Origin of the sequence: Planococcus sp. SE5232 (genome assembly GCF_050686535.1) — a bacterium.
Taxonomy (GTDB): domain Bacteria; phylum Bacillota; class Bacilli; order Bacillales_A; family Planococcaceae; genus Planococcus.
In genome coordinates, this window is the sequence record NZ_JBOGCP010000001.1 from 1260134 (window position 1) to 1285164 (window position 25031).

General features: G+C 44.9%; 26 protein-coding genes. 19 read left to right on the top strand and 7 right to left on the bottom strand.

Annotated features, from left to right (window positions below; all coding sequences use genetic code 11):
* The first annotated feature begins 46 nt into the window (after positions 1-46).
* From opp3b to pepF, 9 genes are all read left to right on the top strand, one after another.
* The gene (opp3b, locus tag ACRC6Q_RS05835) at positions 47-982 is read left to right on the top strand and encodes an oligopeptide ABC transporter permease (protein ID WP_223633922.1); all 936 of its coding nucleotides are present in this window, start codon (positions 47-49) and stop codon (positions 980-982) included.
* The gene (gene opp3C / locus ACRC6Q_RS05840) at positions 982-2010 is read left to right on the top strand and encodes an oligopeptide ABC transporter permease (protein WP_223633920.1); all 1029 of its coding nucleotides are present in this window, start codon (positions 982-984) and stop codon (positions 2008-2010) included. Before opp3b ends, opp3C begins: the two co-directional genes overlap by 1 nt.
* 15 nt (positions 2011-2025) lie before the next feature.
* Positions 2026-3081: an ABC transporter ATP-binding protein gene (locus ACRC6Q_RS05845; RefSeq protein WP_223633918.1), complete on the top strand. Its 1056-nt coding sequence runs from the start codon at positions 2026-2028 to the stop codon at positions 3079-3081.
* Positions 3081-4019 carry an ABC transporter ATP-binding protein gene (locus tag ACRC6Q_RS05850; protein ID WP_223633916.1) on the top strand — a complete coding sequence of 313 codons (939 nt, stop codon included), beginning with the start codon at positions 3081-3083 and terminating at the stop codon, positions 4017-4019. Before ACRC6Q_RS05845 ends, ACRC6Q_RS05850 begins: the two co-directional genes overlap by 1 nt.
* A gap of 311 nt (positions 4020-4330) precedes the next feature.
* Positions 4331-5539, top strand: coding sequence for a putative glycoside hydrolase (locus tag ACRC6Q_RS05855; RefSeq protein ID WP_223633914.1), 1209 nt, complete (start codon positions 4331-4333; stop codon positions 5537-5539).
* Positions 5540-5964: 425 nt separating this feature from the next.
* Positions 5965-6360 (top strand): transcriptional regulator SpxA, encoded by a 396-nt coding sequence (spxA, locus tag ACRC6Q_RS05860; protein ID WP_006829729.1) that lies wholly within the window; start codon positions 5965-5967, stop codon positions 6358-6360.
* A 245-nt stretch (positions 6361-6605) separates the two neighbouring features.
* Positions 6606-7262: an adaptor protein MecA gene (gene mecA, locus ACRC6Q_RS05865; RefSeq protein ID WP_223633912.1), complete on the top strand. Its 657-nt coding sequence runs from the start codon at positions 6606-6608 to the stop codon at positions 7260-7262.
* A 70-nt stretch (positions 7263-7332) separates the two neighbouring features.
* Positions 7333-8439: a competence protein CoiA gene (locus ACRC6Q_RS05870; RefSeq protein ID WP_431466051.1), complete on the top strand. Its 1107-nt coding sequence runs from the start codon at positions 7333-7335 to the stop codon at positions 8437-8439.
* 45 nt (positions 8440-8484) lie between these two features.
* Positions 8485-10293 carry an oligoendopeptidase F gene (gene pepF, locus ACRC6Q_RS05875; RefSeq protein WP_223633906.1) on the top strand — a complete coding sequence of 603 codons (1809 nt, stop codon included), beginning with the start codon at positions 8485-8487 and terminating at the stop codon, positions 10291-10293.
* 596 nt (positions 10294-10889) lie between these two features.
* On the opposite strand, the gene ACRC6Q_RS05880 is transcribed toward pepF, so the two are convergent.
* From ACRC6Q_RS05880 to ACRC6Q_RS05890, 3 genes are all read right to left on the bottom strand, one after another.
* A complete protein-coding gene (locus tag ACRC6Q_RS05880) occupies positions 10890-11687 on the bottom strand; it encodes a ClpXP adapter SpxH family protein (protein WP_431466052.1) in 798 nt (265 codons plus the stop codon).
* On the bottom strand, positions 11684-12082 hold the full coding sequence (locus ACRC6Q_RS05885) for a globin (protein ID WP_223633900.1): 399 nt from the start codon (positions 12080-12082) through the stop codon (positions 11684-11686). Before ACRC6Q_RS05885 ends, ACRC6Q_RS05880 begins: the two co-directional genes overlap by 4 nt.
* Before the next feature lie 102 nt (positions 12083-12184).
* Positions 12185-12775 carry a CYTH domain-containing protein gene (locus tag ACRC6Q_RS05890; protein WP_431466053.1) on the bottom strand — a complete coding sequence of 197 codons (591 nt, stop codon included), beginning with the start codon at positions 12773-12775 and terminating at the stop codon, positions 12185-12187.
* 111 nt (positions 12776-12886) lie between these two features.
* Between ACRC6Q_RS05890 and ACRC6Q_RS05895 the strand changes: the two genes are divergently transcribed.
* From ACRC6Q_RS05895 to ACRC6Q_RS05910, 4 genes are read left to right on the top strand one after another with little or no spacing between them, the layout of a single operon-like run.
* Positions 12887-13276, top strand: coding sequence for a hypothetical protein (locus ACRC6Q_RS05895; protein ID WP_431466054.1), 390 nt, complete (start codon positions 12887-12889; stop codon positions 13274-13276).
* 21 nt (positions 13277-13297) lie between these two features.
* Complete coding sequence (locus tag ACRC6Q_RS05900; RefSeq protein ID WP_223633893.1) at positions 13298-13975, top strand: GTP pyrophosphokinase; 678 nt, start codon at positions 13298-13300, stop codon at positions 13973-13975.
* Positions 13972-14778, top strand: coding sequence for an NAD kinase (locus tag ACRC6Q_RS05905; protein ID WP_223633891.1), 807 nt, complete (start codon positions 13972-13974; stop codon positions 14776-14778). The genes ACRC6Q_RS05900 and ACRC6Q_RS05905 overlap by 4 nt, the downstream gene beginning before the upstream one ends.
* A gap of 5 nt (positions 14779-14783) precedes the next feature.
* Positions 14784-15659 carry an RluA family pseudouridine synthase gene (locus tag ACRC6Q_RS05910; RefSeq protein WP_223633888.1) on the top strand — a complete coding sequence of 292 codons (876 nt, stop codon included), beginning with the start codon at positions 14784-14786 and terminating at the stop codon, positions 15657-15659.
* Here ACRC6Q_RS05910 and prpE read toward each other — a convergent pair.
* Positions 15656-16393 (bottom strand): bis(5'-nucleosyl)-tetraphosphatase PrpE, encoded by a 738-nt coding sequence (gene prpE / locus ACRC6Q_RS05915; protein ID WP_223633885.1) that lies wholly within the window; start codon positions 16391-16393, stop codon positions 15656-15658. The genes ACRC6Q_RS05910 and prpE overlap by 4 nt on opposite strands.
* 101 nt (positions 16394-16494) lie before the next feature.
* On the opposite strand from prpE, the gene mgtE reads away from it, so the two are divergent.
* On the top strand, positions 16495-17865 hold the full coding sequence (mgtE, locus tag ACRC6Q_RS05920) for a magnesium transporter (RefSeq protein ID WP_223633882.1): 1371 nt from the start codon (positions 16495-16497) through the stop codon (positions 17863-17865).
* A gap of 79 nt (positions 17866-17944) precedes the next feature.
* Positions 17945-18715 carry an enoyl-ACP reductase FabI gene (gene fabI / locus ACRC6Q_RS05925; RefSeq protein WP_223633880.1) on the top strand — a complete coding sequence of 257 codons (771 nt, stop codon included), beginning with the start codon at positions 17945-17947 and terminating at the stop codon, positions 18713-18715.
* A 58-nt stretch (positions 18716-18773) separates the two neighbouring features.
* Here the strand turns inward: fabI and ACRC6Q_RS05930 are convergent, their stop codons facing one another.
* From ACRC6Q_RS05930 to ACRC6Q_RS05940, 3 genes are all read right to left on the bottom strand, one after another.
* Positions 18774-19208, bottom strand: coding sequence for a GNAT family N-acetyltransferase (locus ACRC6Q_RS05930; protein ID WP_223633877.1), 435 nt, complete (start codon positions 19206-19208; stop codon positions 18774-18776).
* Positions 19209-19727, bottom strand: coding sequence for a YjcG family protein (locus tag ACRC6Q_RS05935; RefSeq protein ID WP_223633875.1), 519 nt, complete (start codon positions 19725-19727; stop codon positions 19209-19211). It lies immediately after the preceding gene.
* A 72-nt stretch (positions 19728-19799) separates the two neighbouring features.
* Positions 19800-20522 carry an alpha/beta hydrolase gene (locus ACRC6Q_RS05940; RefSeq protein ID WP_223633873.1) on the bottom strand — a complete coding sequence of 241 codons (723 nt, stop codon included), beginning with the start codon at positions 20520-20522 and terminating at the stop codon, positions 19800-19802.
* 104 nt (positions 20523-20626) lie between these two features.
* Between ACRC6Q_RS05940 and ACRC6Q_RS05945 the strand changes: the two genes are divergently transcribed.
* The 4 genes from ACRC6Q_RS05945 (at position 20627) to ACRC6Q_RS05960 (ending at position 24949) form a co-directional block, all read left to right on the top strand.
* Positions 20627-21211 (top strand): phosphatidylglycerophosphatase A family protein, encoded by a 585-nt coding sequence (locus ACRC6Q_RS05945; RefSeq protein ID WP_223633871.1) that lies wholly within the window; start codon positions 20627-20629, stop codon positions 21209-21211.
* 125 nt (positions 21212-21336) lie between these two features.
* A complete protein-coding gene (locus ACRC6Q_RS05950) occupies positions 21337-22323 on the top strand; it encodes a TAXI family TRAP transporter solute-binding subunit (RefSeq protein WP_223633869.1) in 987 nt (328 codons plus the stop codon).
* 78 nt (positions 22324-22401) lie between these two features.
* Positions 22402-22926: a DUF1850 domain-containing protein gene (locus ACRC6Q_RS05955; RefSeq protein ID WP_431466055.1), complete on the top strand. Its 525-nt coding sequence runs from the start codon at positions 22402-22404 to the stop codon at positions 22924-22926.
* The gene (locus tag ACRC6Q_RS05960; protein WP_431466056.1) at positions 22916-24949 is read left to right on the top strand and encodes a TRAP transporter permease; all 2034 of its coding nucleotides are present in this window, start codon (positions 22916-22918) and stop codon (positions 24947-24949) included. Before ACRC6Q_RS05955 ends, ACRC6Q_RS05960 begins: the two co-directional genes overlap by 11 nt.
* The last annotated feature ends 82 nt before the right edge of the window (positions 24950-25031 follow it).

Consider the following 25031-nt stretch of genomic DNA (forward strand, 5'->3'; position numbering starts at 1 on the left):
CTTATGCTAAGGGCTTGTCAAATAGAATTAATTTTGGAGGTGCACTATGGCGAAATATATTGGCAAGCGTTTAATCTATATGGTGATCACTTTAGCGCTGATCGCTACTTTCACTTTTTTCCTTATGAAAGTTTTACCAGGATCCCCCGTCGCTTCCGCAGATAAATTGTCTCCAGAACAAAGGGCAGTCGTAGAAGCTAGATATGGATTGAATGACCCTCTTCCGGTTCAGTATTTCAATTACATGTTTGGTCTAGTGCAAGGTGACCTAGGAATTTCGATTAACCAATTCAAAGGAGCGGAAGTTACGGATGTTATTTTAAGTCGAATGGGTCCTTCTGCTCAAATTGGTTTTCAAGGTATGGTTTTAGGAACAGTATTGGGAATCCTCTTAGGAATGATTGCCGCCCTAAGGCAGAATACCTGGGTTGATTACACCAGTACATTCGTAGCGATTGTCGGAATATCGATTCCTTCCTTCGTTTTCGCTTCATTGCTGCAATATTGGTTCGGTTTGAAATGGGACTTGTTCCCGGTGGCATTATGGAAGGACGGCTTCATGTCCAGTGTGTTGCCATCCGTCGCGTTGGCAATGTTCCCACTTGCTACAGCAGCACGGTTTATCCGTACTGAAATGATTGAAGTCTTGGGTTCAGACTATATTACGTTAGCGAAAGCTAAAGGCGCAAGCGGATCTGAAATCGCATTCAAGCATGCATTCCGCAATGCGTTGATTCCATTGGTTACGGTTCTCGGGCCGATGGCTGTATCCATTCTTACAGGATCTCTTGTAGTGGAGCAGATTTTCGCAATTCCAGGCATCGGGGAACAGTTCGTTAAATCGATTATCGTCAGTGATTTCTCCATCATCATGGGAACTACTATCTTCTTCTCAGTGTTCTTGATCTTGATCATCCTGTTGGTGGATATTCTATATGGTGTTATTGATCCTCGTATCCGTCTTTCAGGAGGTAAAAGTTAATGACTCAAAAAATCGATAAAATTCCCGAACTGCCGAAAGGCTCGTTTGAGCGCATCACATTGGATGCCCATCAGGCGGAACGCATCACCAAGCCGAGCGTCAGCTTCTGGCAGGATGCGTGGTACCGTATCCGCAAAAACAAAGGTGCTTTGTTCAGCCTGATCTTATTTGGCTTAATCGTTATCATGGCATTTTTAGGGCCCATCATCAGTCCTTATGAGCCGAATGCACAAACAATCACTCATGCGAACCTGCCGCCGAAAATTCCGGTCATCGAAAATCTCGGGATTCTTGATGGTGTCGGAACTTTAGGCGGACAGGAAGTCGACTTATATGAAATGAAGAATGTTGAAGTCAATTATTGGTTCGGAACAGACGGCCTTGGCCGTGACATGTTCTCGCGTGTCTGGAAAGGAACTCAAGTGTCCTTGTTCATCGCCTTTGTGGCAGCCGCAATTGATATGCTGATCGGCGTTATCTATGGAGGAATCTCCGGCTATTTTGGCGGCCGCGTCGATGACTTTATGCAGCGGATCGTTGAAATTTTGACAGGTATTCCTAACCTGGTTGTGGTTATCCTATTTATCCTCATCATGGATCCGGGGATACTCGCCATCATTATCGCTTTGACCATCACCGGATGGACGGGAATGTCCCGGGTCGTCCGTGGTCAGGTCCTTAAATATAAGAGCCAGGAGTTTGTGTTGGCTGCCCGCACATTAGGTGCCAGTGACAGCCGCATCATTTGGAAACATTTAATGCCGAACGTTTTAGGTGTAATCATCATCAATACGATGTTCACTATTCCGAGTGCAATTTTCTTTGAAGCTTTCTTAAGCTTTATCGGACTGGGGCTTCAGGCGCCGGATGCTTCGCTTGGAACATTGATTAACGATGGTTATGCGTTGATTCAATTTTCACCACATATTTTAGCATTCCCGGCGATTCTTTTAAGTTTAATCATGATTGCATTCAACTTGATCGGTGATGGACTTCGTGATGCCCTCGATCCGAAGATGAAAGATTAAGGAGGAACGTTGATAATGGAGAAAATCTTACAAGTAAAAGACCTTGAGCTTTCTTTTAACACCCAAGCCGGGGAAGTTAAAGCGATACGAGGGGTTAACTTTGATCTATATAAAGGCGAAACTTTAGCGATCGTTGGAGAGTCGGGTTCAGGCAAATCTGTTACGACAAAATCCATCATGCGTTTGTTGCCTGAAAGTTCAGCTGAATTCAAAAACGGCGAAATCCTTTTTGGCGGCCGTGATCTGACGAAGTTGAGCGACAAGGAAATGCAGAAAATCCGTGGAAAAGAAATCTCGATGATTTTCCAAGATCCGATGACTTCCTTGAATCCAACAATGCCGATTGGCCGTCAATTAACAGAACCTTTGTTAAAGCACCAGAAAATCAGCAAAAATGAAGCGAAAAAAGTAGCGATCGATTTGCTGCGGCTGGTCGGTATGCCGAAACCGGAATTGCGTATGAAACAATATCCACACCAATTCTCAGGCGGTCAGCGCCAGCGTATCGTTATTGCTATCTCACTTGCCTGCAATCCGAAAATCTTGATTGCAGATGAGCCGACGACTGCACTTGATGTTACCATTCAAGCACAAATTCTGGAATTGATGAAAGACTTACAGAAGAAAATTGATACATCCATTATCTTCATCACACATGATCTAGGTGTCGTTGCAAACGTAGCAGATCGTGTAGCGGTGATGTACGGTGGGAAAATCGTTGAAATCGGCACGGTTGATGAAATCTTCTACAACCCACAGCATCCTTATACGTGGGGCTTGTTGAGTTCGATGCCGTCATTGGATACGGAAGATGCGAAATTGTATGCGATTCCTGGAACTCCTCCTGATTTATTGGACCCGCCGAAGGGGGATGCTTTTGCGCTTCGAAGTGAATATGCACTAAGCATTGATATGGAGCAAAATCCTCCATTCTTTAAAGTCAGTGATACCCATTCGGCTGCTACATGGTTACTGCATCCGGATGCGCCACAGGTGGAACCGCCTGTAACTGTCATTGAACGAATGAAGAAATTCCCGGGAAGCAGATATTATGAAGGGGGCGCGGTGTAATGGCTGAAAAATTACTGGAAATCAAAAACCTTAAACAGTATTTCAATATCGGTAAAGCAAACGAAGTCCGCGCGGTGGATGATATCAGCTTTGACATCTACAAAGGTGAAACTCTCGGATTGGTTGGCGAGTCCGGCTGTGGTAAATCCACAACCGGCCGCTCCATCATCCGTTTATACGATGCAACTGATGGTGATGTTTACTATGAAGGTGAAAATGTCCACGGCAAAAAGTCCAAGCAGGATTTGAAGAAATTCAACCGCAAAATGCAGATGATTTTCCAGGATCCATATGCTTCATTGAACCAGCGCATGAAAGTAATGGATATTATTGCTGAAGGCATCGATATCCATGGCTTGGCAAAAAACCAGACAGAACGCAAAAAGATGGTCTATGATCTGCTGGAGACAGTGGGCTTGAACAAAGAGCACGCCAACCGCTATCCGCATGAGTTCTCAGGTGGTCAGCGCCAGCGTCTTGGAATCGCCCGTGCTTTGGCTGTAGATCCGGATTTCATCATCGCTGATGAGCCGATCTCTGCATTGGACGTTTCCATCCAGGCGCAGGTCGTCAATTTACTGAAAGAACTGCAAGAGGAAAAAGGATTGACTTTCTTGTTCATCGCCCATGACCTGTCGATGGTTAAATACATCTCAGACCGCATTGGTGTTATGTATTTCGGAAAGTTAGTGGAATTGGCTCCTGCTGAAGAATTGTACAATAACCCATTGCATCCTTATACGCAATCCTTATTGTCGGCAATTCCGCTGCCGGATCCGAACTATGAGCGTAACCGGGTCCGTAAATCTTACGACCCTGCCGTTCATGATTATAATAAAGCTGATGATGTTCGGATGAGAGAAATCAGTCCAGGGCATTTCGTACAATGCTCAGAACGTGAATTCGAATCCATTAAAGCGTCATCTTTGACCAAATGATAAAAGAACGATGTCCTTACGGGCATCGTTCTTTTTTTAGCTTGAATAAGGTCTCGGTCGCAAGTCGAATTCTATTTATCCTCGCTTGTTGAATGACAGTCAAAACTATTTCGCACCCTTATGATTTTCTTATTTCAATTAGTCAGATAAATGATAGAATGGAAGAACAATGAATGATGAAAATCACCGTCAAGGAGCTTCTCGAACCACTTTGAGGGTTAACAATCAAATCGGGCTTTTACGGTCAGTAATCCTTCTTCTAGTCGGAGGAGTAGTTTGGCTGTTAAAGCAGGATAAAGGGGTGCAGTGGAATGGTGAAATCGTGGAAATTGGCAGCGATTTGTGCAGTGAGCTTTAGTTTGATGAGTGCTGAAAATGGTTATGCAGCCGAAGGGGACAAGGCACCGGATTTTACACCGCGGACTTATCATACAGTTGAACTTGACTCGAAAGTGCTGGCGTCTTCGCAACTATATAAATTCGACTCTGGTCTGGACTTCAACTATCCGGATGCTGTTCGGGGGATTTTTGTGACAGCGCATTCTGCCGGAGGAGAACGGTTCGATTCGTTGATCAACCTTATTGATCAAACAGAACTGAATGCGATGGTCATCGATATAAAAGAAGATGTTGGCCACCTGACATACATACCTGAAGAAGGATCGGCCTTGGCAGAGCTTAATATAGGCCAACCTTTCATAAAGGATCCAAGAGCAATGTTGGAAAAATTAGAAGAAGAAGAGATCTATCCAATCGCCCGTGTGGTGGTTTTTAAAGATACTGTATTGGCGGAACAAAATCCGGAGTTGACGTTTATGGACGGAGACCAGGTATGGAAAAACAATGGTGGAGATGCATTTGTCAATCCATTTTTGCAAGAGGTATGGGATCATAATGTTCAAGTTGCCATCGAAGCAGCGAAGCTAGGGTTCAAGGAAATCCAATTTGACTACGTCCGCTTCCCAGAAGGGTTCGAACACCGTGCGGATGATTTAAGCTACTCGCTTGGCGACTATGCAGAATCAGATGCTGATCCTGTGCAGAGAAGAGTGGAAGCGGTGACTGATTTTGTGGCATATGCTAGAGAACAATTAGAGCCCTATGGAGTGGAAGTCTCTGTCGACATTTTCGGCTATGCTGCCACTTTGCCGGAAGCACCGGGCATTGGCCAGAACTTTTCCAAAATCTCTGAAAATGTAGATGTTATTTCATCCATGATCTATCCAAGCCACTGGACTTCTTATTTTGGAATTGCCAAACCGGATTTGGAACCCTATAATCTGGTAGCTGAGTATGCGAAGGTGGAAAATCAGGTCTTGGCCGCTTTAGACAATCCGCCAGTTTCACGGCCGTGGCTCCAGGATTTCACAGCCAGTTACCTGGGGGCAGGCAATTACAAGCGGTATGGAAAAGCAGAAGTGGAAGCACAGATCAAAGCTTTGAATGACCAGGGGATAGAGGAGTTTCTTCTATGGAACGCCGGCAATTCTTATACAGAGGGCGTAGACTATACACCTTGATTGCTTCTCAAAGAATGCGCTTTAGAGAAGGCTTGGGGATATCCGGAAATCGATGTAGCCATTGAAAATAATTCATCTGTTTATATTGTTGTTCTTAATGAAACTATTTTGATTCTGAAACGTAGTATATAAGTGTACTAACTATTTTCAAAAAGAAGAAGTAACTGAGAATAATTAATTTTAGTTTGGAAGTTTACGACAGATGATAAAGGGGTAAATTTAGAATGTATAGCTATAAAAGTATAAAGAATATATAGCTAATATGTGACAAAAAGCTCGTTTTCTAAATTTTTTATTGAGATACACTATTAAATTGATCCCATACATTGTATAATGAATGTAGAGCCTCTAAACTATAATGATTCTAATTTGAGAAAAGTACTACACGAAGTTTTCATGAATCCGAAAGGAAGTGCTCCACTATGATGGTTACATTATTTACTTCTCCAAGCTGCACATCTTGCAGAAAAGCAAAAGCTTGGCTTGAGGAACACGAAATTCCATATACAGAACGCAATATTTTCTCTGAACCATTGACAATCAGCGAAATTAAAGAAATCTTACGTATGACTGAAGACGGCACAGATGAAATCATCTCTACCCGTTCTAAAATATTCCAAAAATTGAATGTAGATGTTGAAAGTTTACCGCTTCAGCGTTTATATGAGCTAATCCAGGAGCATCCAGGATTACTGCGCCGTCCGATTATTATGGACGAAAAACGCCTGCAGGTGGGCTACAACGAAGATGAAATCCGCCGCTTCCTACCACGTAAAGTTAGAGCATATCAATTGCTTGAAGCTCAGCGAATGGTCAACTAACAATAAGTACACTAGCTGTCCGGTCTTTATGGTATTTCATAAGAGATCCTGGGGCAGCTTTTCTTTATCTTAAATTAGTTGCATAAATCAGTTAAGTGAATTAAACTCTATGTACTTGTAACTTGTCTTAGGGGATAGGCATAAACTTTTTCTTTATCTATGAAAGAAGTTATACTTGTTTAAAGTAATACAGCACGGCTCTGAGGAATGTTCTCTTAGTCCAAACCGTAAAGGAGAGGTGTAAAATGGAAATAGAACGTATCAACGACAACACAGTTAAATTTTACATTTCCTATCTCGACGTTGAAGAGCGAGGGTTTAGCCGTGACGAAATCTGGTTTAACAGAGATAAGAGCGAAGAGCTTTTTTGGGAAATGATGGATGAAGTCAACGAAGAAGCCGATTTCGTAATGGAAGGTCCACTTTGGATCCAAGTCCAGGCGATGGATAAAGGTCTTGAAGTAACCGTAACACGTGCTCAATTAACTAAAGATGGGCAAAAGCTTGATTTGCCTGATGATATAGAAGAACGCCGCAAAATGTTTGCAAGTGAAGATGCGGTTACGCCGGAGTTTGATGAATTCGAACCGGTCTTTGATGAACCTGACGTTAAGAAACTTGAATATACATTTGTCTTCTCGGAAGTGGAGGAACTGTTGCCGATTGCGCGCCGCTTAATGTACGTGCCAATTGAATCAGCTGTCTACCATTTCGAGAACAAGTATTACCTCTACACAAGTTTTGATGAGATTCTTCATTCAGAAGAAGACATCAAAAACAATGTCAGCATCATCACTGAATATTTGCGTATGTCACCTGTCACTGTTCACCGTCTTGAAGAATACGGCAACCGTATTTTCAAAGAAGACGCGCTCTCAAATGTCTTGCATTATTTTGGATGAGATCTCCTTTACGGGAGGTCTTTTTTTATTGCCAAAACTTCTTTCCTTCCATAGAATGGAAGAAAGGAGAGTGAACAATATATTAGTGGCCAAAACAAAGCAACAGGAATTGTTTTATTTAACCGGAAGGTATGCACGAAAAGAACTTCGGGAAATTCGTTCGCGCGAGCAGTTTTTCTGCCCTTCCTGCCAAGCTCCGCTGCTTTTGAAAATCGGAGAAATCAACATCCCTCATTTCGCACATAAAAGTCTTTCAGACTGCGACCATTTCAGCGAACCTGAATCCTCTTTACATCTACACGGAAAACTTCATCTTTATCATTTCTTCCAACAATTAGACCTCAATGTTGAATTAGAGAAACATCTATCAGCGATCCGGCAACGCGCAGACCTTTTGGTCGACGGGCACTATGCGATTGAGTTTCAATGCAGCACCATTCCAGCCACACAGCTTAACCAGCGTTCTGAAGGCTATCGGCTGCTTGGTATGCAGCCAATCTGGATAAAGGGCTTAAAACAGCCTTGCCGTGAAGAAATTGGGATTGTGCCTTTAAAATCCTTTGAAATTGCGATGCGGCAACAGAGCGGTCCGATGTCCTTTATCCTTTTGTTCCATCCGCCCGGAAACCGGTTTTATTATCATTCGAATTTGTTTTATATCAGCCCGAATCGTTGGGTGGGGAAAACCAAATCGATTCAGTCAGCCCGGCAGGTTTTTCCATTCGCGATTCCAAAACGTTTGACCAAAGAAGAATTCAGGAGCGTAATGGGAATTTTTCAGAATGTAAAGCGCCGGTATATCCGCAATCAGCTGTACACAGAAAATCGGATCAAAAACAAGTTTTGCCGCTTGTGCTATGAACTGCGGATAGATGTGGCGGATGTGCCTGATTTGTTTGGAATTCCGATGTTGGGCGCTGAATGTATGAAGTCTCCAGCGTTAGTGTGGCAATTGCAGACTGTCGCTGCTTGGGAGAACGGCATCTCCATGGAAGCGCTGGTCGCTTCCGGAAGAGTGCCCCTAATGAATCCAGATGTAACAGGCCAGGCATCATCGCTCATGACAGAGTATCTGGGCCTATATTTGTCGTTCAACAATCTGGATTCGACCGATTCGAAGCTTTTGGACAGCGCTTATGATATCTATTGCAAAAACTTGAGAAAATTGAGAAAATAAGGTGTAGTTCGTTTCCCGAAAGAACGGGACAGAGGAGGAAGCTAAATGGTTAACAAAGTATTGACGAGAGAAGAAGTTCCAACAGAATTGACTTGGAGATTAGAAGATATATTTGAAACCGATGAGCTTTGGGAAAAAGAGTTCGTTGAAGTCGCTGCTTTAGGAGATAAAGCGGAATCGTATCAAGGGAAATTGCAAGAAAGTGCTGAAGCTCTTTATGAGGTACTGGTGTATAAAGATGAGTTGACGGAGCGCATGAGACGTCTATATACGTATTCGCATATGCGTTACGATCAGGACACCACCAATTCAAAATACCAGGCTATGGACAGCCGGATTAAGTCATTATTTGCGAAAGTATCAGCTGGCTTGTCATTTCTGACGCCTGAAATTCTAGCTTTGGAGGAATCCGTGCTGAATGACTGGATAGCCGATCATAAAGGCTTGAGCTTATACAAACAGGCGCTCGAGGAATTGAATTCACTGCGTCCGCATGTTTTGCCTGCAGAGCAGGAATCGCTGCTTGCTCAAATGTCAGAAGTGAGCAGAGCCTCTTCAGAGACATTCGGAATGCTGAACAATGCAGATCTTGAATTTCCGGAAATAGAAGATGAATCAGGGGAAAAAGTGCAGATTACGCATGGCAACTATATCCGGTTCCTTGAAAGCAAAGATCGCCGCGTACGCGAAGATGCATTTAAAGCAGTTTATGCAACCTACGGCAAATTCCGCAATACGTTTGCTTCTACTTTATCAGGCAATATTAAACGCGATAACGTCGAAGCGCGTATCCGGAAATTTGATTCTGCCCGCCAGGCGGCTTTAGCTGATGACCATATTCCGGAAGCAGTGTACGATAACCTGGTGGAGACCGTCAACAATAACCTCCACCTATTGCACCGTTATGCAGCACTGCGCAAAGAAGTCCTGGGAATCGACAAGGTTCACATGTGGGATTTGCATACCCCTCTAGTCAAAGAAGTGAAAATGGAGATTCCATATGAAAAAGCCACTGGCATCATGCTCAAAGGGCTTGGAGCACTTGGAGAGGAATATGTAGGCATCGTCAAAGAGGGCATCGACAATCGCTGGGTGGACGTGAAAGAGAACAAAGGAAAACGCAGTGGAGCTTACTCTTCGGGGGCGTACGGAACCAATCCGTATATCCTGATGAACTGGCAGGACAATGTAGACAACCTGTTTACGCTGGCGCACGAATTCGGCCACAGTGTCCATAGTTACTATTCACGCGCAAACCAGCCATACGTCTATGGAGATTACTCGATTTTCGTAGCGGAAGTCGCTTCGACGACCAATGAAGCCTTGCTGAACGAATACATGGTGAAGTCCACAGAAGACGACCAGGAGCGCATTTACTTGTTGAATCATTGGCTTGATGGATTCCGCGGAACGGTATTCCGCCAGACCATGTTTGCTGAATTCGAACACCTGATGCACAAAATGGATCAGGACGGGGAAGCGTTGACAGCCGATCGCTTAACTGAAGTCTATTACGAATTGAACCAAAAATACTTTGGGCCGGACGTGGCGGTCGATGAAGAAATCGGTTTAGAGTGGGCACGGATTCCACATTTCTACTATAATTATTATGTCTTCCAATACGCCACAGGATTTAGTGCAGCTACAGCGTTGAGCAAAGGGATCCTTGAAGAAGGTCAGCCCGCTGTTGATCGTTATATCAATGAATTCCTGAAAGCGGGAAGCTCGGACTATCCGATCGAAGTGCTGAAAAAAGCAGGGGTCGACATGACGCAGTCAGAAGCTGTTGAAGAAGCCTGTAAAGTATTCGAACAAAAGTTAAACGAACTTGAAAAGCTATTGTTGAATAAATAAAATGGAGGCAGAAGCTGATTTTATAGATCAGCTTCTGTTATTTAGTTATTTTGAAATAATTAAATGGAAAATGGAGATAGCAATAATAAGCTTAATTATGACGAATTTGTGAAAGTCCTTGTGAATTATTGCATTAACTATTATCCCGTGATAAGATTACGTTGTGAAATAAATCACATACAAACATACACCCCTTTGTTTGAGCGTGAACATTTCTCCCATCCCCTTTGTGTAATATAGAAAGGCGCCTTCCGGACGTGGAAGGCGCCTTTCGCTTTGGGAAGAGAAAAGCGGAAGTGCCCGTTTAGAACCGACAGGCTTAAGGCAGTTTGCCGAAGCGGCGTTTTGTGCCGCACAGGCAAATTGACTTAAGACCCCGAGGTTCTGGGCGCTGTAGCTGGACAAAGAAAAGCGTAAGCACCCATGTTGTTGCGAGGATATGAACAAGAAGATTATTCCAATTAAATGGATATACTTTCTGGTTCTTTCTAAATACTTTCTAATTCAAGCCAAATACTTTCCGCTAAAAGTGAAATACTATCCAAAGCTAAATCCAAGCCAAAAAAATAACCTGTCTCCCACAAAGGGGAGGCAGGTTATTTTACTTTCCATAAAGTTTCTTTCGGCATGCAGATGCGTTCCAACTTTTGTTGAAGAACTTGTTTCTTCAGCTCGCATTCTGCAGTCTGTTCGGAAATATTGTATATAGAAGCAATTTCTTTGGTTGCCATGGTCGAAAATTTTGTGAAGAGATCATCTAAAGGCGGTGGGGTTTGCCGATTCAGGCTTTCTTCCCCCATCATTTCCTGTAAAATTGTTTGGTACACATCGTATGAATAAAGTCCGGATATTTTGACGCCTTCATCTTCAATGCATTCGTTGAAGAATACAATGCTGGGTACTTCAGTGATTTCCATCTCACGAGTAATCTGTAAATCGCATTGAAAAGCTTTTGCGGTATGTACAGAATGGAAATCCGTTTTGAATTCTTCCTGATCCAGCTCTGCTTCCTCCGCAATTTCCAGCAAGACACTGTAAGAAGAGACGTCCTTTGACTGAAGGAATAGATGCTCCTGTAATTTGTGCAGGAAGCGGTTTCCAGATCGTTTTCCCTGAAGTTCTGCAGCTTTGATGGCAACAGAAGGCAACACAGGGTGAGTTAAGTTATCGGTATCGATATTAGCTGAAAACGTTGCTTTGTTTAAGTTGAATAATTGTGTGCTCAACACGATGCGCATGGAAAAATAATGGCCGTATTCAATCTGTAGCTTCCGGATGACAGCCTGAAGCTCCCAACATTCCGGGTTCAAAGGATCTACAAAAACATACAGTTCCATTGGTTTGAAAGAATTCGCAGGCTCACGAATTTCTTGAGCCAGGTCCAGGTTGCTCACTCCAACTCCTCCTCACTGTCAGACGCATTGATCATATGATGTGCAGTTAAAACAAGCCGATTGTATAAAGTCTCACGGAATTTTCCGCTCAACCCCACTTCGTCCATTGCTTCACTCATACACTCAAGCCAAGCCTGAGCTCTAGCAGGTGTAATGGCGAATGGGTTATGTCTTGCCTTTAATCTCGGATGTCCATGTTCTTCTGAATAAATATTCGGTCCACCTAAATATTGGGTTAGGAATTGTTTTTGTTTACGGGCGGTTTCTGAAAGATCATTTGGGAAAATAGGCTGCAGCTTTGGATGTGCCGCTACGCGAGCATAAAATGCATCGACTAACTGTGATAATCTCTCCGCACCAATCTCTTCGTACGGAATAATCGGTTTTCCAGTCATCATCGTGTCTCCTTTGCTTTAGCTGTAAATTCATTCTAACAACGCAGCTTGAATATCTCAACCAAATCGATTGTGAAGTTTACAAAATTTAGGGTTCCAAAACTATTGGCCAGCAGTACGTGGAGTAGCTGAATCCATGAAGCGCGCAATTTTCTTTCGTGCTGGACGTACGGGAATCCCTTGCTGCTGCAGGAAATTCAAGAAATCTTCATGGCCGGTTTCCGCGTCTGCCACTTCGAATTCCAACTCGAAATCTTCAAGGCCATTGTATTCGGAATGGTCGATCACCAAAAGGCCACCGAGATATTCGAATTCCACACGGTGTGTGGTCAAGGTTCCGATCGGCTTCAATGCAGTCAGCGGTATTTCAAGTTCTCGAAGGGCTACAGATACTTCGGTTGCTTCGAAGGTTTCCAGTTCAAGCATCCGGCGCGCTTGTTCTTTGGTCAATTTATCGGTGATTTCATAATGTCCGACTGGAGCAGGAACTTTTAAGGTGCACTCAAAGCGGCCGCTTTTATTGCGGATCCGCAAGGCACTGAGCTGCTCTTTCAGCCGGAAATCAGCAGTATCGAAATAATGGTTATGCTGGGTGATGGGCCCGTCATGAAGAGCGGCGAAATCTTCCAGCAAACGTTTATACTCTTCTTTGGCCAGCATGTTCTTAAATTCGATTTCGAGTTCTTTTGTCATAGTGAACACCTCTCTGTTAACTTCATTATCGGATAGTTTAGTGCAAACTGCAACGAATGGCAGAGCTGTGTTAAAATATCATTATCAAGAAGCCAGAAAGGAAGTATTGATTTGCATAAATTAGTGGCAGTAAACAGAACTGAAATCAACGACAATAAAATTGAATTCTTCATCGAAGAAACTGAACCGGCCGAAGCAATTGAAGCATCTGGCCAAATGTTGACGGATTCCGACAATCAGGCGTTTGTCTATTTGTTGGATACGGGTACAGAATATATATATGTTCAATTTGATATACATACATGGCCAGCGATGACCAAGGCGCTGCAGCTGAAAAAAGTTCCGCTTCTTACGTGGGGCAAGCAAGTCATGCCCTTGGCAGATTTCCACGAAGAGCTATGGATGCTGGTGGAAAATATAGAAGGCAACGACAATTACGGGGAAGCTTTCCGTACCGCTGTAGAACAAGCATTTCATGAGGCACTTGCTTCACGATCTTGAAAGAAGTGAGGAGGACCGGAAATGGGTCAATGGAATCGATTTTTAGCACCATATAAACAGGCAGTGGATGAATTGAAGGTTAAATTTAAAGGGATGCGAAGCCAGTTTGAGAATGGAAATACAAATTCACCGATCGAGTTCGTGACCGGGCGCGTCAAACCTTTAGCGAGCATCTACGACAAAACCCTGGAAAAAGGCATTCCGTTTGAGCCTTCCGAAGAGCTTGCCCATCAATTGCAGGACATTGCCGGAATTCGGATGATGTGCCAGTTTGTCGGGGATATTGAAACCGTAGTCGGCCTGCTGCGGCAGCGCAAAGACTTGCGGATTGTGGAAGAAAAAGATTACATCTCCCAGGAAAAACAGAGCGGCTATCGCTCTTACCACGTGATTGTGGAATATCCGGTCCAAACCATCAATGGTGAGCAGTTGATTTTGGCGGAAATCCAGATCCGTACACTGGCTATGAATTTCTGGGCATCGATTGAGCATTCCTTGAATTACAAATATAAAGGTGTTTTTCCGGAAGAGATAAAGAATCGGTTACAGCGTGCAGCGGAAGCCGCATTCCAATTGGATGAGGAAATGTCCCAGATTCGGGATGAAATTCAGGAAGCACAAGCTTATTTCACCGAATTCAAGGAATCACCCGGAACACATTTCCGAGCCGATAGAGAGGGAGGTCGATCAGAAAGATGAAATTTTATATTATATCGAGAAGCGACAAATTATCCAACAAGTTGATGGCCACTGCCAGGGACTACCTGGAGGATTTCGGAATGGAGTGGAATGAGGAGTCGCCGGATGTCGTCCTGTCGATTGGCGGAGACGGCACCTTGCTTCATGCGTTCCATAAATACAGCGAAAAACTCGCGGATGTCGCCTTTGTCGGGATACATACAGGCCATCTTGGCTTTTATGCCGATTGGAAGCCGATTGAAATTGAAAAGCTGGTTTTATCGATTGCCAAAAAAGAATTTGAAGTGATCGAATACCCCTTGCTGGAAGTCAGTATCCATTACCAGAACCTCGATGAACCAGCTGTTTATCTGGCGTTGAACGAATCGACAGTGAAGTCTCCGGATGTCACATTGGTCATGGATGTCTTTTTGAACGAAAGTCATTTTGAACGCTTTAGAGGAGACGGCCTGTGCATGTCCACTCCTTCGGGGAGCACAGCCTACAATAAGGCGCTTGGCGGTGCCATCATCCACCCGTCACTTCAAGCGATGCAATTGACGGAGATGGCTTCCATCAATAACCGGGTTTTCCGTACAGTTGGATCACCGCTGGTTCTGCCCGGCCATCACCGTTGTGCATTACGCCCGGTGAAAGCACCTGACTTCATGGTCACGGTCGATCATCTGCAGCTGCTCCATAAAGATGTGAAATCAATCGAATACAAAGTGGCCAGCGAAAAAGTTCGATTTGCAAGATTCCGCTCATTCCCATTCTGGCAGCGTGTCCATGATTCCTTTATCGACAGCGAGCTTTCAGATTGAACGCCATGAAACCTTTTCAACTGACGTATACTGCTGAAGCCCAGAGCCTGCTCCGTGAAGCATTGGGGCAGTGGGGCATCTCCAAACGAACACTCGCTTCCGTAAAGTACGGAGGCGGACAGATTTTAGTGAATGGTGCAGAAGTAACGGTCAGGCATGCCTTGGAAAAAGGTGATGCTGTGACCGTTATTTTTCCGAATGAAGAACATGGAAAAGGGCTTGTTGCAGAAGACGGGAAACTGGACATCGTCTACGAGGATGATGCACTGCTGATCGTTGAAAAACCGCCGCTGCAAAATACGATCCCCTCCCGTGAACATCCTTTCGGCAGTCTGGCCAATATCGTTGCCAAGCATTTCAATGACCATGGCATTCCGTCGACTCTGCATATCGCGACTCGGCTGGACCGGGATACATCCGGGCTTGTATGCATCGCAAAAAACCGCCATATCCATCATATAATCTCCATGCAGCAGCAGGAGAAAAAGATGAAACGGCGGTATGAAGCGCTGGTGCATGGACAAATAGACAAAGACGAATTTACCATAACTGCACCCATCGGGCGAAAGAATCAGAGCATCATTGAACGGGAAGTCCGCAACGATGGCCAATTTGCAGAAACAGAAGTCCGTGTGCTCCGGCGACTGGAAGGCTATTCGCATATCAACCTGCAATTGAATACCGGCAGAACCCATCAGATCCGTGTCCATTTAGCCCATATCGGCCATCCCTTGGTAGGGGACGATTTGTATGGCGGCAAGAGGGATCTATTGGAACGTCAGGCGCTCCATTGTACGGAATTGGAATTGTTCCACCCGGTTTCAGGAGACAAACTGTTCTTCAGTTCTTCATTGAATAAAGACATGCAGTCGCTGGTTTAACTGTAGATGTGAAAGCGGTCGGGTTGATACGGCTGCTGGGAAGGGACAGAAACGATTTCTTTTTCAGGAAAGCGGAAAGCCGTCAAGGAACCGCCGAACACGCAGCCGGTATCGATGTTGACGGTGCGGTTGACGAAATAAGGTTCGGCTGTCGGTGTATGGCCATACACCACCCATTTTTGGCCTCTATAGGATTTGGCCCAATCCCGCCGGACAGGACGGCCATCAGCATGGAATCTTCCGGTGATGTCGCCATATAGGACAAATACCGCGATGCCTTTGCTGAGCGGTTTGCCGATCATTTCGGCTTTCAAGCCGGCATGGGCGACAATCAGGTCATTTTCAAGCTGTTGATAATGCGGCAGCTGTTCATAGAAATGGATATAGCGTTTTCGGAATTGCTGCCTTTCCGGTTTCGGCAGCTGCTGCCATTCATCTACAGTCACCTCCAAGCCATGTGTCAGCTGGACATCGTTCCCTTTAAAGTAACGGAAAAGTTTATTGCAATGATTTCCAGGGGAATAGTAGAGGATGCCTGCGTCCTGCAATGCAAACAATAATCTCAGGACATTGAGGGACTCAGGGCCACGGTCCATGGCATCGCCGACAAAAGCGAGTTTCCGGTTTTCCGGATGGATGAACACATCGCCTTGCTTTTCGTAGCCTAAACGGGCAATGAGCTGCAGCAGCTCCTGATAGCAGCCGTGAATATCCCCGATAATATCGTATTTCATTTTACACACCTCTTTGTTTTGGAGTTTACTATACATAAGCATGGTGTAGCGTATAGACTACTATAGCAAGCAGAGAGAATCTTCGAAAGGAGGGAGTATACATGATGGAAGAAAAAGTAGTACGTGATGAAGAATTGAATGATGCATTGTTTACTGAATTGCTTATACGCGGAGATGTAAAAGAATTCCGCGATGAGTTTTTATCGCACCATCCATACGACCAGGCAAGTTTTTATGAAAAGGCGGATTCGGAGACCAGGCAATTGCTTTATCAGTATCTCTCTCCTAAAGAGATGGCGGATATTTTTGAAGCTATTGAATTGGATGATGATGACTACGAAGATCTCTTCCAAGAGATGGACGCGCGTTACGCCTCCGATCTATTATCCTATATGTATACGGATGACGCGGTCGATGTCTTAAACGAACTGAATAAAGAACAAGTCGCCAGTTACTTGACGATCATGGACAAAGAGTCGGCGCAGCAAATCAAGGACTTGCTGCATTACGAAGAATATACTGCCGGTTCCATTATGACCACGGAATTTGTAGCGATACCGAAAAATTCAACGGTCCGATCTGCGATGAATATTCTTCGCAATGCCGCTCCGAATGCGGAAACCATTTACTATGTTTTTGTCATCGATGACGATAAAAAACTGTCTGGCATCGTGACCTTGCGTGACTTGATCCTTGCAGAAGAAGACACGCTGATCAAATCGATTATGAATGACCGTGTTGTCAGCGTCTCTGTCAGTGAAGATCAGGAAGAAGTGGCACGGATGATCAAGGATTACGATTTCCTGGCCTTGCCGGTTGTCGATTTCCAACATCATCTGCTCGGCATCATCACGGTCGATGACATCATTGACGTGCTGGAAGAAGAAGCATCGGACGATTATTCCAAACTGGCAGCCGTTTCTGATATGGATACGTTCGACAAAGGATCGTTCACCGCAGCAAAAAAACGTTTGCCGTGGTTGATCCTGTTGACCTTCCTTGGCATGCTGACCGCCAATTTGATGGGAATGTTCGAAGCGACGTTGGATCAGGTGGCCTTGCTTGCTGTCTTTATTCCGCTGATTGCCGGAATGGCTGGAAACAGCGGTACCCAGGCTTTGGCTGTAGCAGTTCGAGGAATCGCAACAGGCGATATCGAAGAGCAAAGCAAAATGAAGCTGTTGTTCCGGGAAGCCGGGACAGGACTGATTACCGGTATTGTCTGCGGTGTTGTCGTCGTTGGTCTGGTTTACTTCTGGAAAGGCGAGTTGCTGATCGGTGTATTGGTCGGAACGGCTGTTTCAAGTTCTATTTTTGTAGCGACATTGGCCGGTTCGTTCATCCCATTATTGATTCATCGGATGAAAATCGACCCTGCTGTTGCTTCAGGTCCTTTTATCACCACTTTAAACGATATCATTTCGATTTTGATTTATTTAGGCTTAGCAACTACGTTCCTGAGCAGCCTCTAGAAAAGTGCGAATTGCACTTTTCTTTTTTGTGAGGTATTATTAGTACCAGGTAATAATAACAGACGCAGGAGGAATGGACATGTCAATATCATTAAAAGGAAAGACTTTCGTCATTATGGGAGTAGCCAACAAGCGGAGCATTGCTTGGGGAATCGCACGTTCTTTGGATCAATCTGGTGCAAACCTGATTTTTACGTATGCAGGTGAACGTTTTGAAAAATCTGTTCGCGATTTGGTGGCGACATTGGATGGCAACCACGAGTTGATCCTGCCATGCGATGTGACAAATGATGAGGCTGTCGCTGAATGCTTCACGGCCATTAAAGAACAGGTAGGTACGATTCACGGACTGGCGCATTGCATCGCTTTTGCGAAGAACGAGGAATTGGCCGGCGATTTTTCAGATACATCAAGAGACGGGTTCCTATTGGCACAAAATATCAGCGCCTATTCATTGACCAATATCGCGAAAAATGCAAAGCCATTGATGACAGAAGGCGGCAGCATTGTAGCGTTGACGTATATCGGCGGCGAGCGCGTAATGCCGAATTACAATGTCATGGGTGTAGCAAAAGCTTCTCTCGAAATGTCGGTCCGTTACTTGGCGGCAGATCTTGGAAGACTCGGCATCCGGGTCAATGCGATTTCATCGGGTCCGATACGTACCCTATCATCAAAAGGGGTCAGCGATTTCAACTCAATCCTGCATGAAATCGAAGAAAAAGCACCATTACGCCGCAATACCACTCCTGAAGAAGTGGGCGATACAGCTGCTTTCCTGTTCAGCGACATGTCGCGCGGTATTACAGGCGAAACCATTCATGTAGACAGCGGATACCACATCCTTTAAAAACACCAAAAAGCAGATCAGCCGATTTATCGGTTGATCTGCTTTTTGATTTAGACTATTATCCGGCAACGACTTTCTCCATCGATTTGTGGGGAATACCGGCGTCCATGAATTCATCGGATGTGATTTCATAGCCGAGCTTTTCATAGAAGGCAAGTGCATGGGTCTGGGCATTCAATTTCAGTCTGAATAGCCCATGTGCCCGTGCATATTCTTCCATCTCGTTCATCATCATGACACCGATCTGTTGTCCGCGGTATTCGGAAAGTACGCATACGCGCTCAACTTTGCCAAGTCCGGATTCCACTTCCCGGATGCGTCCGGCAGCAATTGGCTGCGCAAGCTGGTAACCGACGAAATGGATTGCACTGTCATCGTATTCATCCATTTCGATGTGGATCGGAACTTGTTGTTCCTCCACAAAAACTTTTCTGCGGACATCGAAAGCCTGTTCTTTTTCTAATTGGTTTTCAGCAATTTTTACTTTCAGCACTTACTGATCATCTCCAGTTAATCGGAATGTCTCGTACACGGTCCATGAACCATCTTCCAATTGATAGAGCAGGTGTATACGGTCAATAATTTCTTCATGTTCAATGCCGACCATTTTTAGTTGGCCATAAACATCGGCGTGTTCTGTATCGGACAACTTCTGCCCAATGGTGATATGGGGGACGAAAGAATGTTTCGGCATACCGCCGAAGAAATCTGAATGCAGGTCTTCGTGTAAGTCAGTAATTTCAGCATTCGGTTCCACTTTGAAGTACAGGGTATTGGTAACCGGAGAAAACGTGCTGACACGCGTAGCGTGCAATTTGAACGGTTTTTGTCGCTTGGCGATATTCTGCATTTCTGCTGCTACATCTTTTATTTTAGATGCATCCGCCTCAAATGGATCTTTCAATGTCATATGAGGGGTAATCAGTTCATAATGCGGATCATAACGTTTCCGGTACGAATTGGCGAGATCCTGCAATTTTTTTGAAGGAAAAGCTGCAACTCCATATTTCATCCTAACGACCTCCTTGTCTGTAATAACCATTTCTATCTTAGTGCCAATTATGCCCTGGAGCACCACCAGCCTCTACATGCCGAAGTTCTGAATCAATGCACGCCGCAAATCGGGCTGCCAATGTCTCCAAGTGTGGTCTCCTTCAAATTCTTCATAAAAGATCGAAAACCCTTTATTTTTCATTAAATTATTTAATTTCCGGTTTGGTCCGACAAAATCCTCGGTTCCGCCGTTGCTTAGTTTGACAGCTGTTTCTTCCTTTCCGATGACATGATAAACGGTAAAGGAATTGGCCGATTTAAATGCTTCCACTGCTGTGAGCATTTCATCTCCCACTTTAGGTGATTGCAGGATGACGCGGCCGAAAATGTTAGGATATTTTAAAGCAGCCATTAAAGACACGGTCGCTGCAAGCGAATCCCCGATTAATGCACGGCCCATGCCTACTTGATAGGTCGGGTATTTTTCGTCCAGGAAGGGAACCAGTTCGTGCGCCAAAAAACGCAGATAGGCACCATGCTGTTCGCCGGTCGGTTCGTATTTTTTGTTCCGGTCAGCTACGCTCTTGTAAGGAACACCGATCACGATGATGTTTTCAATTTCCTGATTTTCCAATAGCTCATCCACCACCCGTGGAATTCGTCCTAATTGAAAATAGTCTTTGCCGTCAGAAGCGATGACCAGCGTATATTTATATAAGGGCGAGAAATTGGAAGGAAGATAGACAAGCAATTGCATGTCTTCTTGAAGTTCCTTGCTGTAGATGGATAAATCTTCTACCTTTCCAGTAGTCATTGATAGGCCTCCTCTAGAGTTTTGTAAGAAAATTGTACCATAATGAATCGACAAGGTATAATGGGAAAAGAACACCAATTATATAGAGGGAAGGGGTTTTTGATATGGATGGCGGAAGATTTCGAGTACACTCAGACGACGTGACAAAAGCAACGCACGAAGCACTGGAGCGCAGAGGAGTCACCAATGAAGACATAGCCAAAATTGTTTTGGATATGCAGCTGCCTTTCAATGAGGGGCTGAAGATTGAACATTGCATGGAATCGGTTGAAAGTGTTTTGCGTAAACGCGAAATGCAGCACGCCCTTCTGGTAGGGATTGAATTGGATGAATTGGCAGAGCAAGGGAAATTATCCCGCCCGCTCCAGCAGATCGTGGGATCGGATGAAGGGCTCTTCGGTGTCGATGAAATGATCGGGCTGGGAGCAGTTTTAACATACGGCAGCATCGCCGTGACCACATTTGGCCACTTGGACAAAAACAAAACAGGTATTATCCATAACCTGGATACAAAATACGGTGGCCAGGTCCACACATTCCTCGATGATTTAGTAGCAAGCGTCGCAGCGTGTGCATCTGCCCGCATTGCCCACCGGACACGTGATCTTGAAGAGCAGGGCAGAACATTTGAAGATCTGGCTCCGGAAGACACAGCTCCTGAAACCCATGTAGAAGGTGCTGAAACCTGATTATTTTTCTGAATGTTCCCGCTGTAAGCGGTTGTATTTACTGAAATGCATTGAAACTAGTAAGAAAGACATGCTATTATGAAGTTGGAACACGGAATACTATTATTGAAAAGGGAGGTCACTTTATGTTGAAAAAGAAATTTGGTTTATTTGCTGCAGTAACTCTTGCAGGATCTGTATTTTTGGCAGGTTGCGGAGATGATGCAGCTACTACAGAACCCGAAGGAGAAGGCGAAGGCGGGGCTTCTGATCCTGAATTCCTCAGCATCCTGACAGGCGGAACGACAGGAACTTATTATCCACTTGGCGGCGCTATGGCGACGATCATTGAAAACGAAACAGGTTTGGATACCACGGCTGAAGTTTCACAGGCTTCTGCTGCGAACATGACGGCACTTGCCGATGGCGCTGCACAGATCGCATTCGTGCAAACGGATACAGCTTTCTATGCTGCTGAAGGATCGAACATGTTCGAAGGCGAAGTGATCGATACCGTTTCTGCAATCGGTGCACTTTATCCGGAGACGATTCAATTGGTTACGACTGCGAATTCCGGTATTGCTTCTTTTGATGACTTGGCAGGCAAAAGCATCTCTGTTGGTGCCCCTGGATCCGGGACTTATATTAACGCTGAACAATTATTGGAAATCCATGGTATGACAATGGAAGATATCGATGCACAGAACCTTGACTTCGGTGAGTCGCAGGAAAGTCTGCAATCAGGCCAGATTGACGCGGCATTCATCACTGCAGGAACTCCGACTGGCGCAGTCGAAAGCCTTGGAGCTACTTCAGACGTTGTCATTGTCCCTGTAGAGCAGGATAAAGCTGACGAACTGATCGAGAAATATCCATATTATGCCCATGACGTTGTACCATCCGGCATCTACGGCTTGACTGAGGAAGTTCCAACTGTCTCTGTTCTCGCGATGCTAGTGGTTCAGAACGACCTTTCGGAAGATCTTGTCTACGACATCACGAAAGCGATCTACGAAAACACAGATCAAATCCAGCATGCAAAAGCTGAATTTATCAAAGCTGAAACAGCTCTTGATGGAATCGGAATCGACATCCACCCAGGAGCTCAGAAGTATTTCGACGAAGTAAACTAATTGAATGAGCGATTAACTGACGGTAAAGCGTGAGCTCTGCCGTCAGTTCTTTGTTTTGAAGATGGAGGAGAATGGTCTATGCAGTTTCTCCGGATGCAGAAATTTCTTCCTTTACTGATTGCCCTCATCTTAATCGGCTCCTTAATCGCATTCTTCCCTTTCCATAAGCATTATGTATTTATCGATAATCAGACTGAAGAAACAGCGGCTTATCTACCGGTGGAAAGTCCGTATTTCCAAATCAGGTATACGCATTCAATCCATCTGTCGGAAGTCATCGAGAGCTACAAAGTAATGGAAAACAATGAGCTGATGATGACAGAGCTTGAATACGAAGATTTTAATATTGGCATGCCTTCAAATGCAGGAGAAGGAGAGACATTTGTCGAAAAAGACGGTAAATACTTCATCAAGAATATGACGAAGAAAATTCCTGAATTCCGGCTGTTTGTAGGGGATGTTGATGCAGGACTGTCATTTGGCACTAAAGGGCGTCAAATGGATTTGAAAAAAACGCTTGAAAGAGGTAAGTCGTATACTTTTCGGGTAGAGCGCTTATCCCTATTTCAACTAAGAAAAGGAGTGAGATTTGATGAGCGATAAGTTGCCTCCAGAAGAACGCGAACAGCAAAAGCTTCCACCAGAGGATGAATCCTACATCTCAGAAGAAAAACAGAAAGAAATCCTACAAAGATATGATCCCGAATCCAATACACGGGATTTAAGCGGAATCATTAAACATGTGGTCTTTTTCGGATTATTGGCATTTGCTCTATTCCAGCTTTATACGGCAATTTTTGGTCAATACACCGCCTATATTCAGCGCTCGATTCACTTAGGATTTGCTTTATCCCTGATCTATCTATTGTTTCCTGCCAGAAAACGTAAAGGAAACCGCCTTAAAGTTGCCTGGTACGATTATATCCTGGCCTTGTTGTCGATCGGCGTAGCTGCCTATTGGCCGATCATGTATGACGATTTGGTGTTCCGTCTGGGGCGGGTCACTGAATTGGACTTGATCGTCGGTATTTTAGCGATCTTGCTGACACTTGAAGCGACAAGGCGTGCAGTGGGAATGCCGATTACGGTCATTGCCAGTTTGTTTTTGGCCTATTCCTTTTTCGGTCCTTATTTCCCAGGATTCCTGCGTCATAGAGGACAAGATCTGGACTCAGTCGTTCAGTTGATGTTCTATACCACCGATGGAATATTGGGAACACCGATCGGCGTATCGGCGACTTTCATTTTCACCTTCCTGTTATTCGGTTCCTTCCTGGTGAAAACGGGAGTCGGACAGTACTTTAACGACTTGGCTGTATCCCTGGCCGGAAATTTAACGGGTGGACCGGCCAAGGTAGCGATTTTCTCAAGTGCCCTGCAGGGAACCATTTCCGGAAGTTCTGTTGCCAATGTTGTTACATCGGGTTCTTATACGATTCCGATGATGAAAAAATTAGGCTATAAAAAAGAATTTGCCGGCGGGGTGGAAGCAGCAGCTTCCACCGGCGGTCAGCTGATGCCCCCGATTATGGGGGCAGCAGCCTTCCTGATGGTGGAATTTATCGGGGGAGTGACTTACTGGGAAATTGCCAAAGCAGCTGCAATACCGGCTCTTTTATATTTCACAGGCGTTTGGATCATGACCCATTTCGAAGCCAAGCGAATCGGCTTAAAGGGCCTTTCACCGGAAGAAATGCCGGACCGCAAGGAAGTCTTGAAAAAGATTTACCTGCTCCTGCCGATTGTTGCAATCATCTTCTTCCTATTGATTGGTATTCCGACTATGCAAGCAGCGCTTTACGGGATTCTGCTGACGATTTTTGTCAGTGCCTTCAATAAAGAAACGCGCTTGAATTTCAAAGACATCATCTTAGCGTTGGTTGACGGTGCTCGGACTGCTCTGGCTGTTGCAGCAGCAACAGCGGCAGCAGGGATCATCGTCGGGGTCGTTGTAAAGACCGGCCTTGGTTTAAGTTTGGCGAATGGGCTGGTTTCCGCTTCAGGCGGAAATATCCTGCTGACGCTATTCTTCACGATGCTGGCAGCGATTGTCCTGGGTATGGGATCACCGACAACCGCCAACTATGTCATTACCTCAACGATAGCGGCACCAGCCATCATCACTTTGTTGATGATAGATGAGCCGGTTGGAGCAGCGGTGCCGCTTGTGGTCGCTTTATCTGCCCATTTATTCGTATTTTACTTCGGAATCATCGCCGATATCACCCCTCCGGTTGCTTTAGCAGCATTTGCGGCTTCAGGAATCTCGGGTGGTGAGCCGATACGGACCGGTTTCACCGCGGCTAAACTGGCGATAGCAGCGTTCATCATTCCGTATATGTTCGTTTTGTCACCAGCCCTTCTAATGATCGATACGACCTGGCCGGAACTGGTCTGGGTATTGATCACGGCTCTGACAGGTATGATCGCTATCGGAGCGGGACTGATCGGTTATTGGTACCGGAAGCTAAACTGGATCGAGCGTATCCTGACATTTGCAACCGGACTTGCTTTGATTTATCCGGAAGGCCTATCTGATACAATCGGTGCTGTCGCATTTGTGATTCTGTTCGGAATCCAATGGCTGGCACGCGATAAAAAACCTGCTAAAACAGCAGAAGCATAATTGAACACAAAACCGGCCGGGCATTAGCCCGGCCGGTTTTGTGTTTTTTTATCATATAAAAAATATAAAAAAAAACGAAAAA

Bases quoted from the DNA above. Each gene is read 5' to 3' on its own strand.
- ACRC6Q_RS05905 (WP_223633891.1), top strand. From the start codon at position 13,972: ATGAAATTTTATATTATATCGAGAAGCGACAAATTATCCAACAAGTTG.
- mecA (WP_223633912.1), top strand. From the start codon at position 6,606: ATGGAAATAGAACGTATCAACGACAACACAGTTAAATTTTACATTTCC.
- ACRC6Q_RS05845 (WP_223633918.1), top strand. From the start codon at position 2,026: ATGGAGAAAATCTTACAAGTAAAAGACCTTGAGCTTTCTTTTAACACC.
- ACRC6Q_RS05935 (WP_223633875.1), bottom strand. From the start codon at position 19,727: ATGAAATATGGAGTTGCAGCTTTTCCTTCAAAAAAATTGCAGGATCTC.
- mgtE (WP_223633882.1), top strand. From the start codon at position 16,495: ATGATGGAAGAAAAAGTAGTACGTGATGAAGAATTGAATGATGCATTG.
- prpE (WP_223633885.1), bottom strand. From the start codon at position 16,393: ATGAAATACGATATTATCGGGGATATTCACGGCTGCTATCAGGAGCTG.
- pepF (WP_223633906.1), top strand. From the start codon at position 8,485: ATGGTTAACAAAGTATTGACGAGAGAAGAAGTTCCAACAGAATTGACT.
- ACRC6Q_RS05950 (WP_223633869.1), top strand. From the start codon at position 21,337: ATGTTGAAAAAGAAATTTGGTTTATTTGCTGCAGTAACTCTTGCAGGA.
- opp3b (WP_223633922.1), top strand. From the start codon at position 47: ATGGCGAAATATATTGGCAAGCGTTTAATCTATATGGTGATCACTTTA.
- ACRC6Q_RS05885 (WP_223633900.1), bottom strand. From the start codon at position 12,082: ATGACTGGAAAACCGATTATTCCGTACGAAGAGATTGGTGCGGAGAGA.
- ACRC6Q_RS05955 (WP_431466055.1), top strand. From the start codon at position 22,402: ATGCAGTTTCTCCGGATGCAGAAATTTCTTCCTTTACTGATTGCCCTC.
- opp3C (WP_223633920.1), top strand. From the start codon at position 982: ATGACTCAAAAAATCGATAAAATTCCCGAACTGCCGAAAGGCTCGTTT.
- fabI (WP_223633880.1), top strand. From the start codon at position 17,945: ATGTCAATATCATTAAAAGGAAAGACTTTCGTCATTATGGGAGTAGCC.
- ACRC6Q_RS05940 (WP_223633873.1), bottom strand. From the start codon at position 20,522: ATGACTACTGGAAAGGTAGAAGATTTATCCATCTACAGCAAGGAACTT.
- ACRC6Q_RS05960 (WP_431466056.1), top strand. From the start codon at position 22,916: ATGAGCGATAAGTTGCCTCCAGAAGAACGCGAACAGCAAAAGCTTCCA.
- ACRC6Q_RS05890 (WP_431466053.1), bottom strand. From the start codon at position 12,775: ATGACAAAAGAACTCGAAATCGAATTTAAGAACATGCTGGCCAAAGAA.
- spxA (WP_006829729.1), top strand. From the start codon at position 5,965: ATGGTTACATTATTTACTTCTCCAAGCTGCACATCTTGCAGAAAAGCA.
- ACRC6Q_RS05900 (WP_223633893.1), top strand. From the start codon at position 13,298: ATGGGTCAATGGAATCGATTTTTAGCACCATATAAACAGGCAGTGGAT.
- ACRC6Q_RS05945 (WP_223633871.1), top strand. From the start codon at position 20,627: ATGGATGGCGGAAGATTTCGAGTACACTCAGACGACGTGACAAAAGCA.
- ACRC6Q_RS05855 (WP_223633914.1), top strand. From the start codon at position 4,331: ATGGTGAAATCGTGGAAATTGGCAGCGATTTGTGCAGTGAGCTTTAGT.
- ACRC6Q_RS05910 (WP_223633888.1), top strand. From the start codon at position 14,784: ATGAAACCTTTTCAACTGACGTATACTGCTGAAGCCCAGAGCCTGCTC.
- ACRC6Q_RS05850 (WP_223633916.1), top strand. From the start codon at position 3,081: ATGGCTGAAAAATTACTGGAAATCAAAAACCTTAAACAGTATTTCAAT.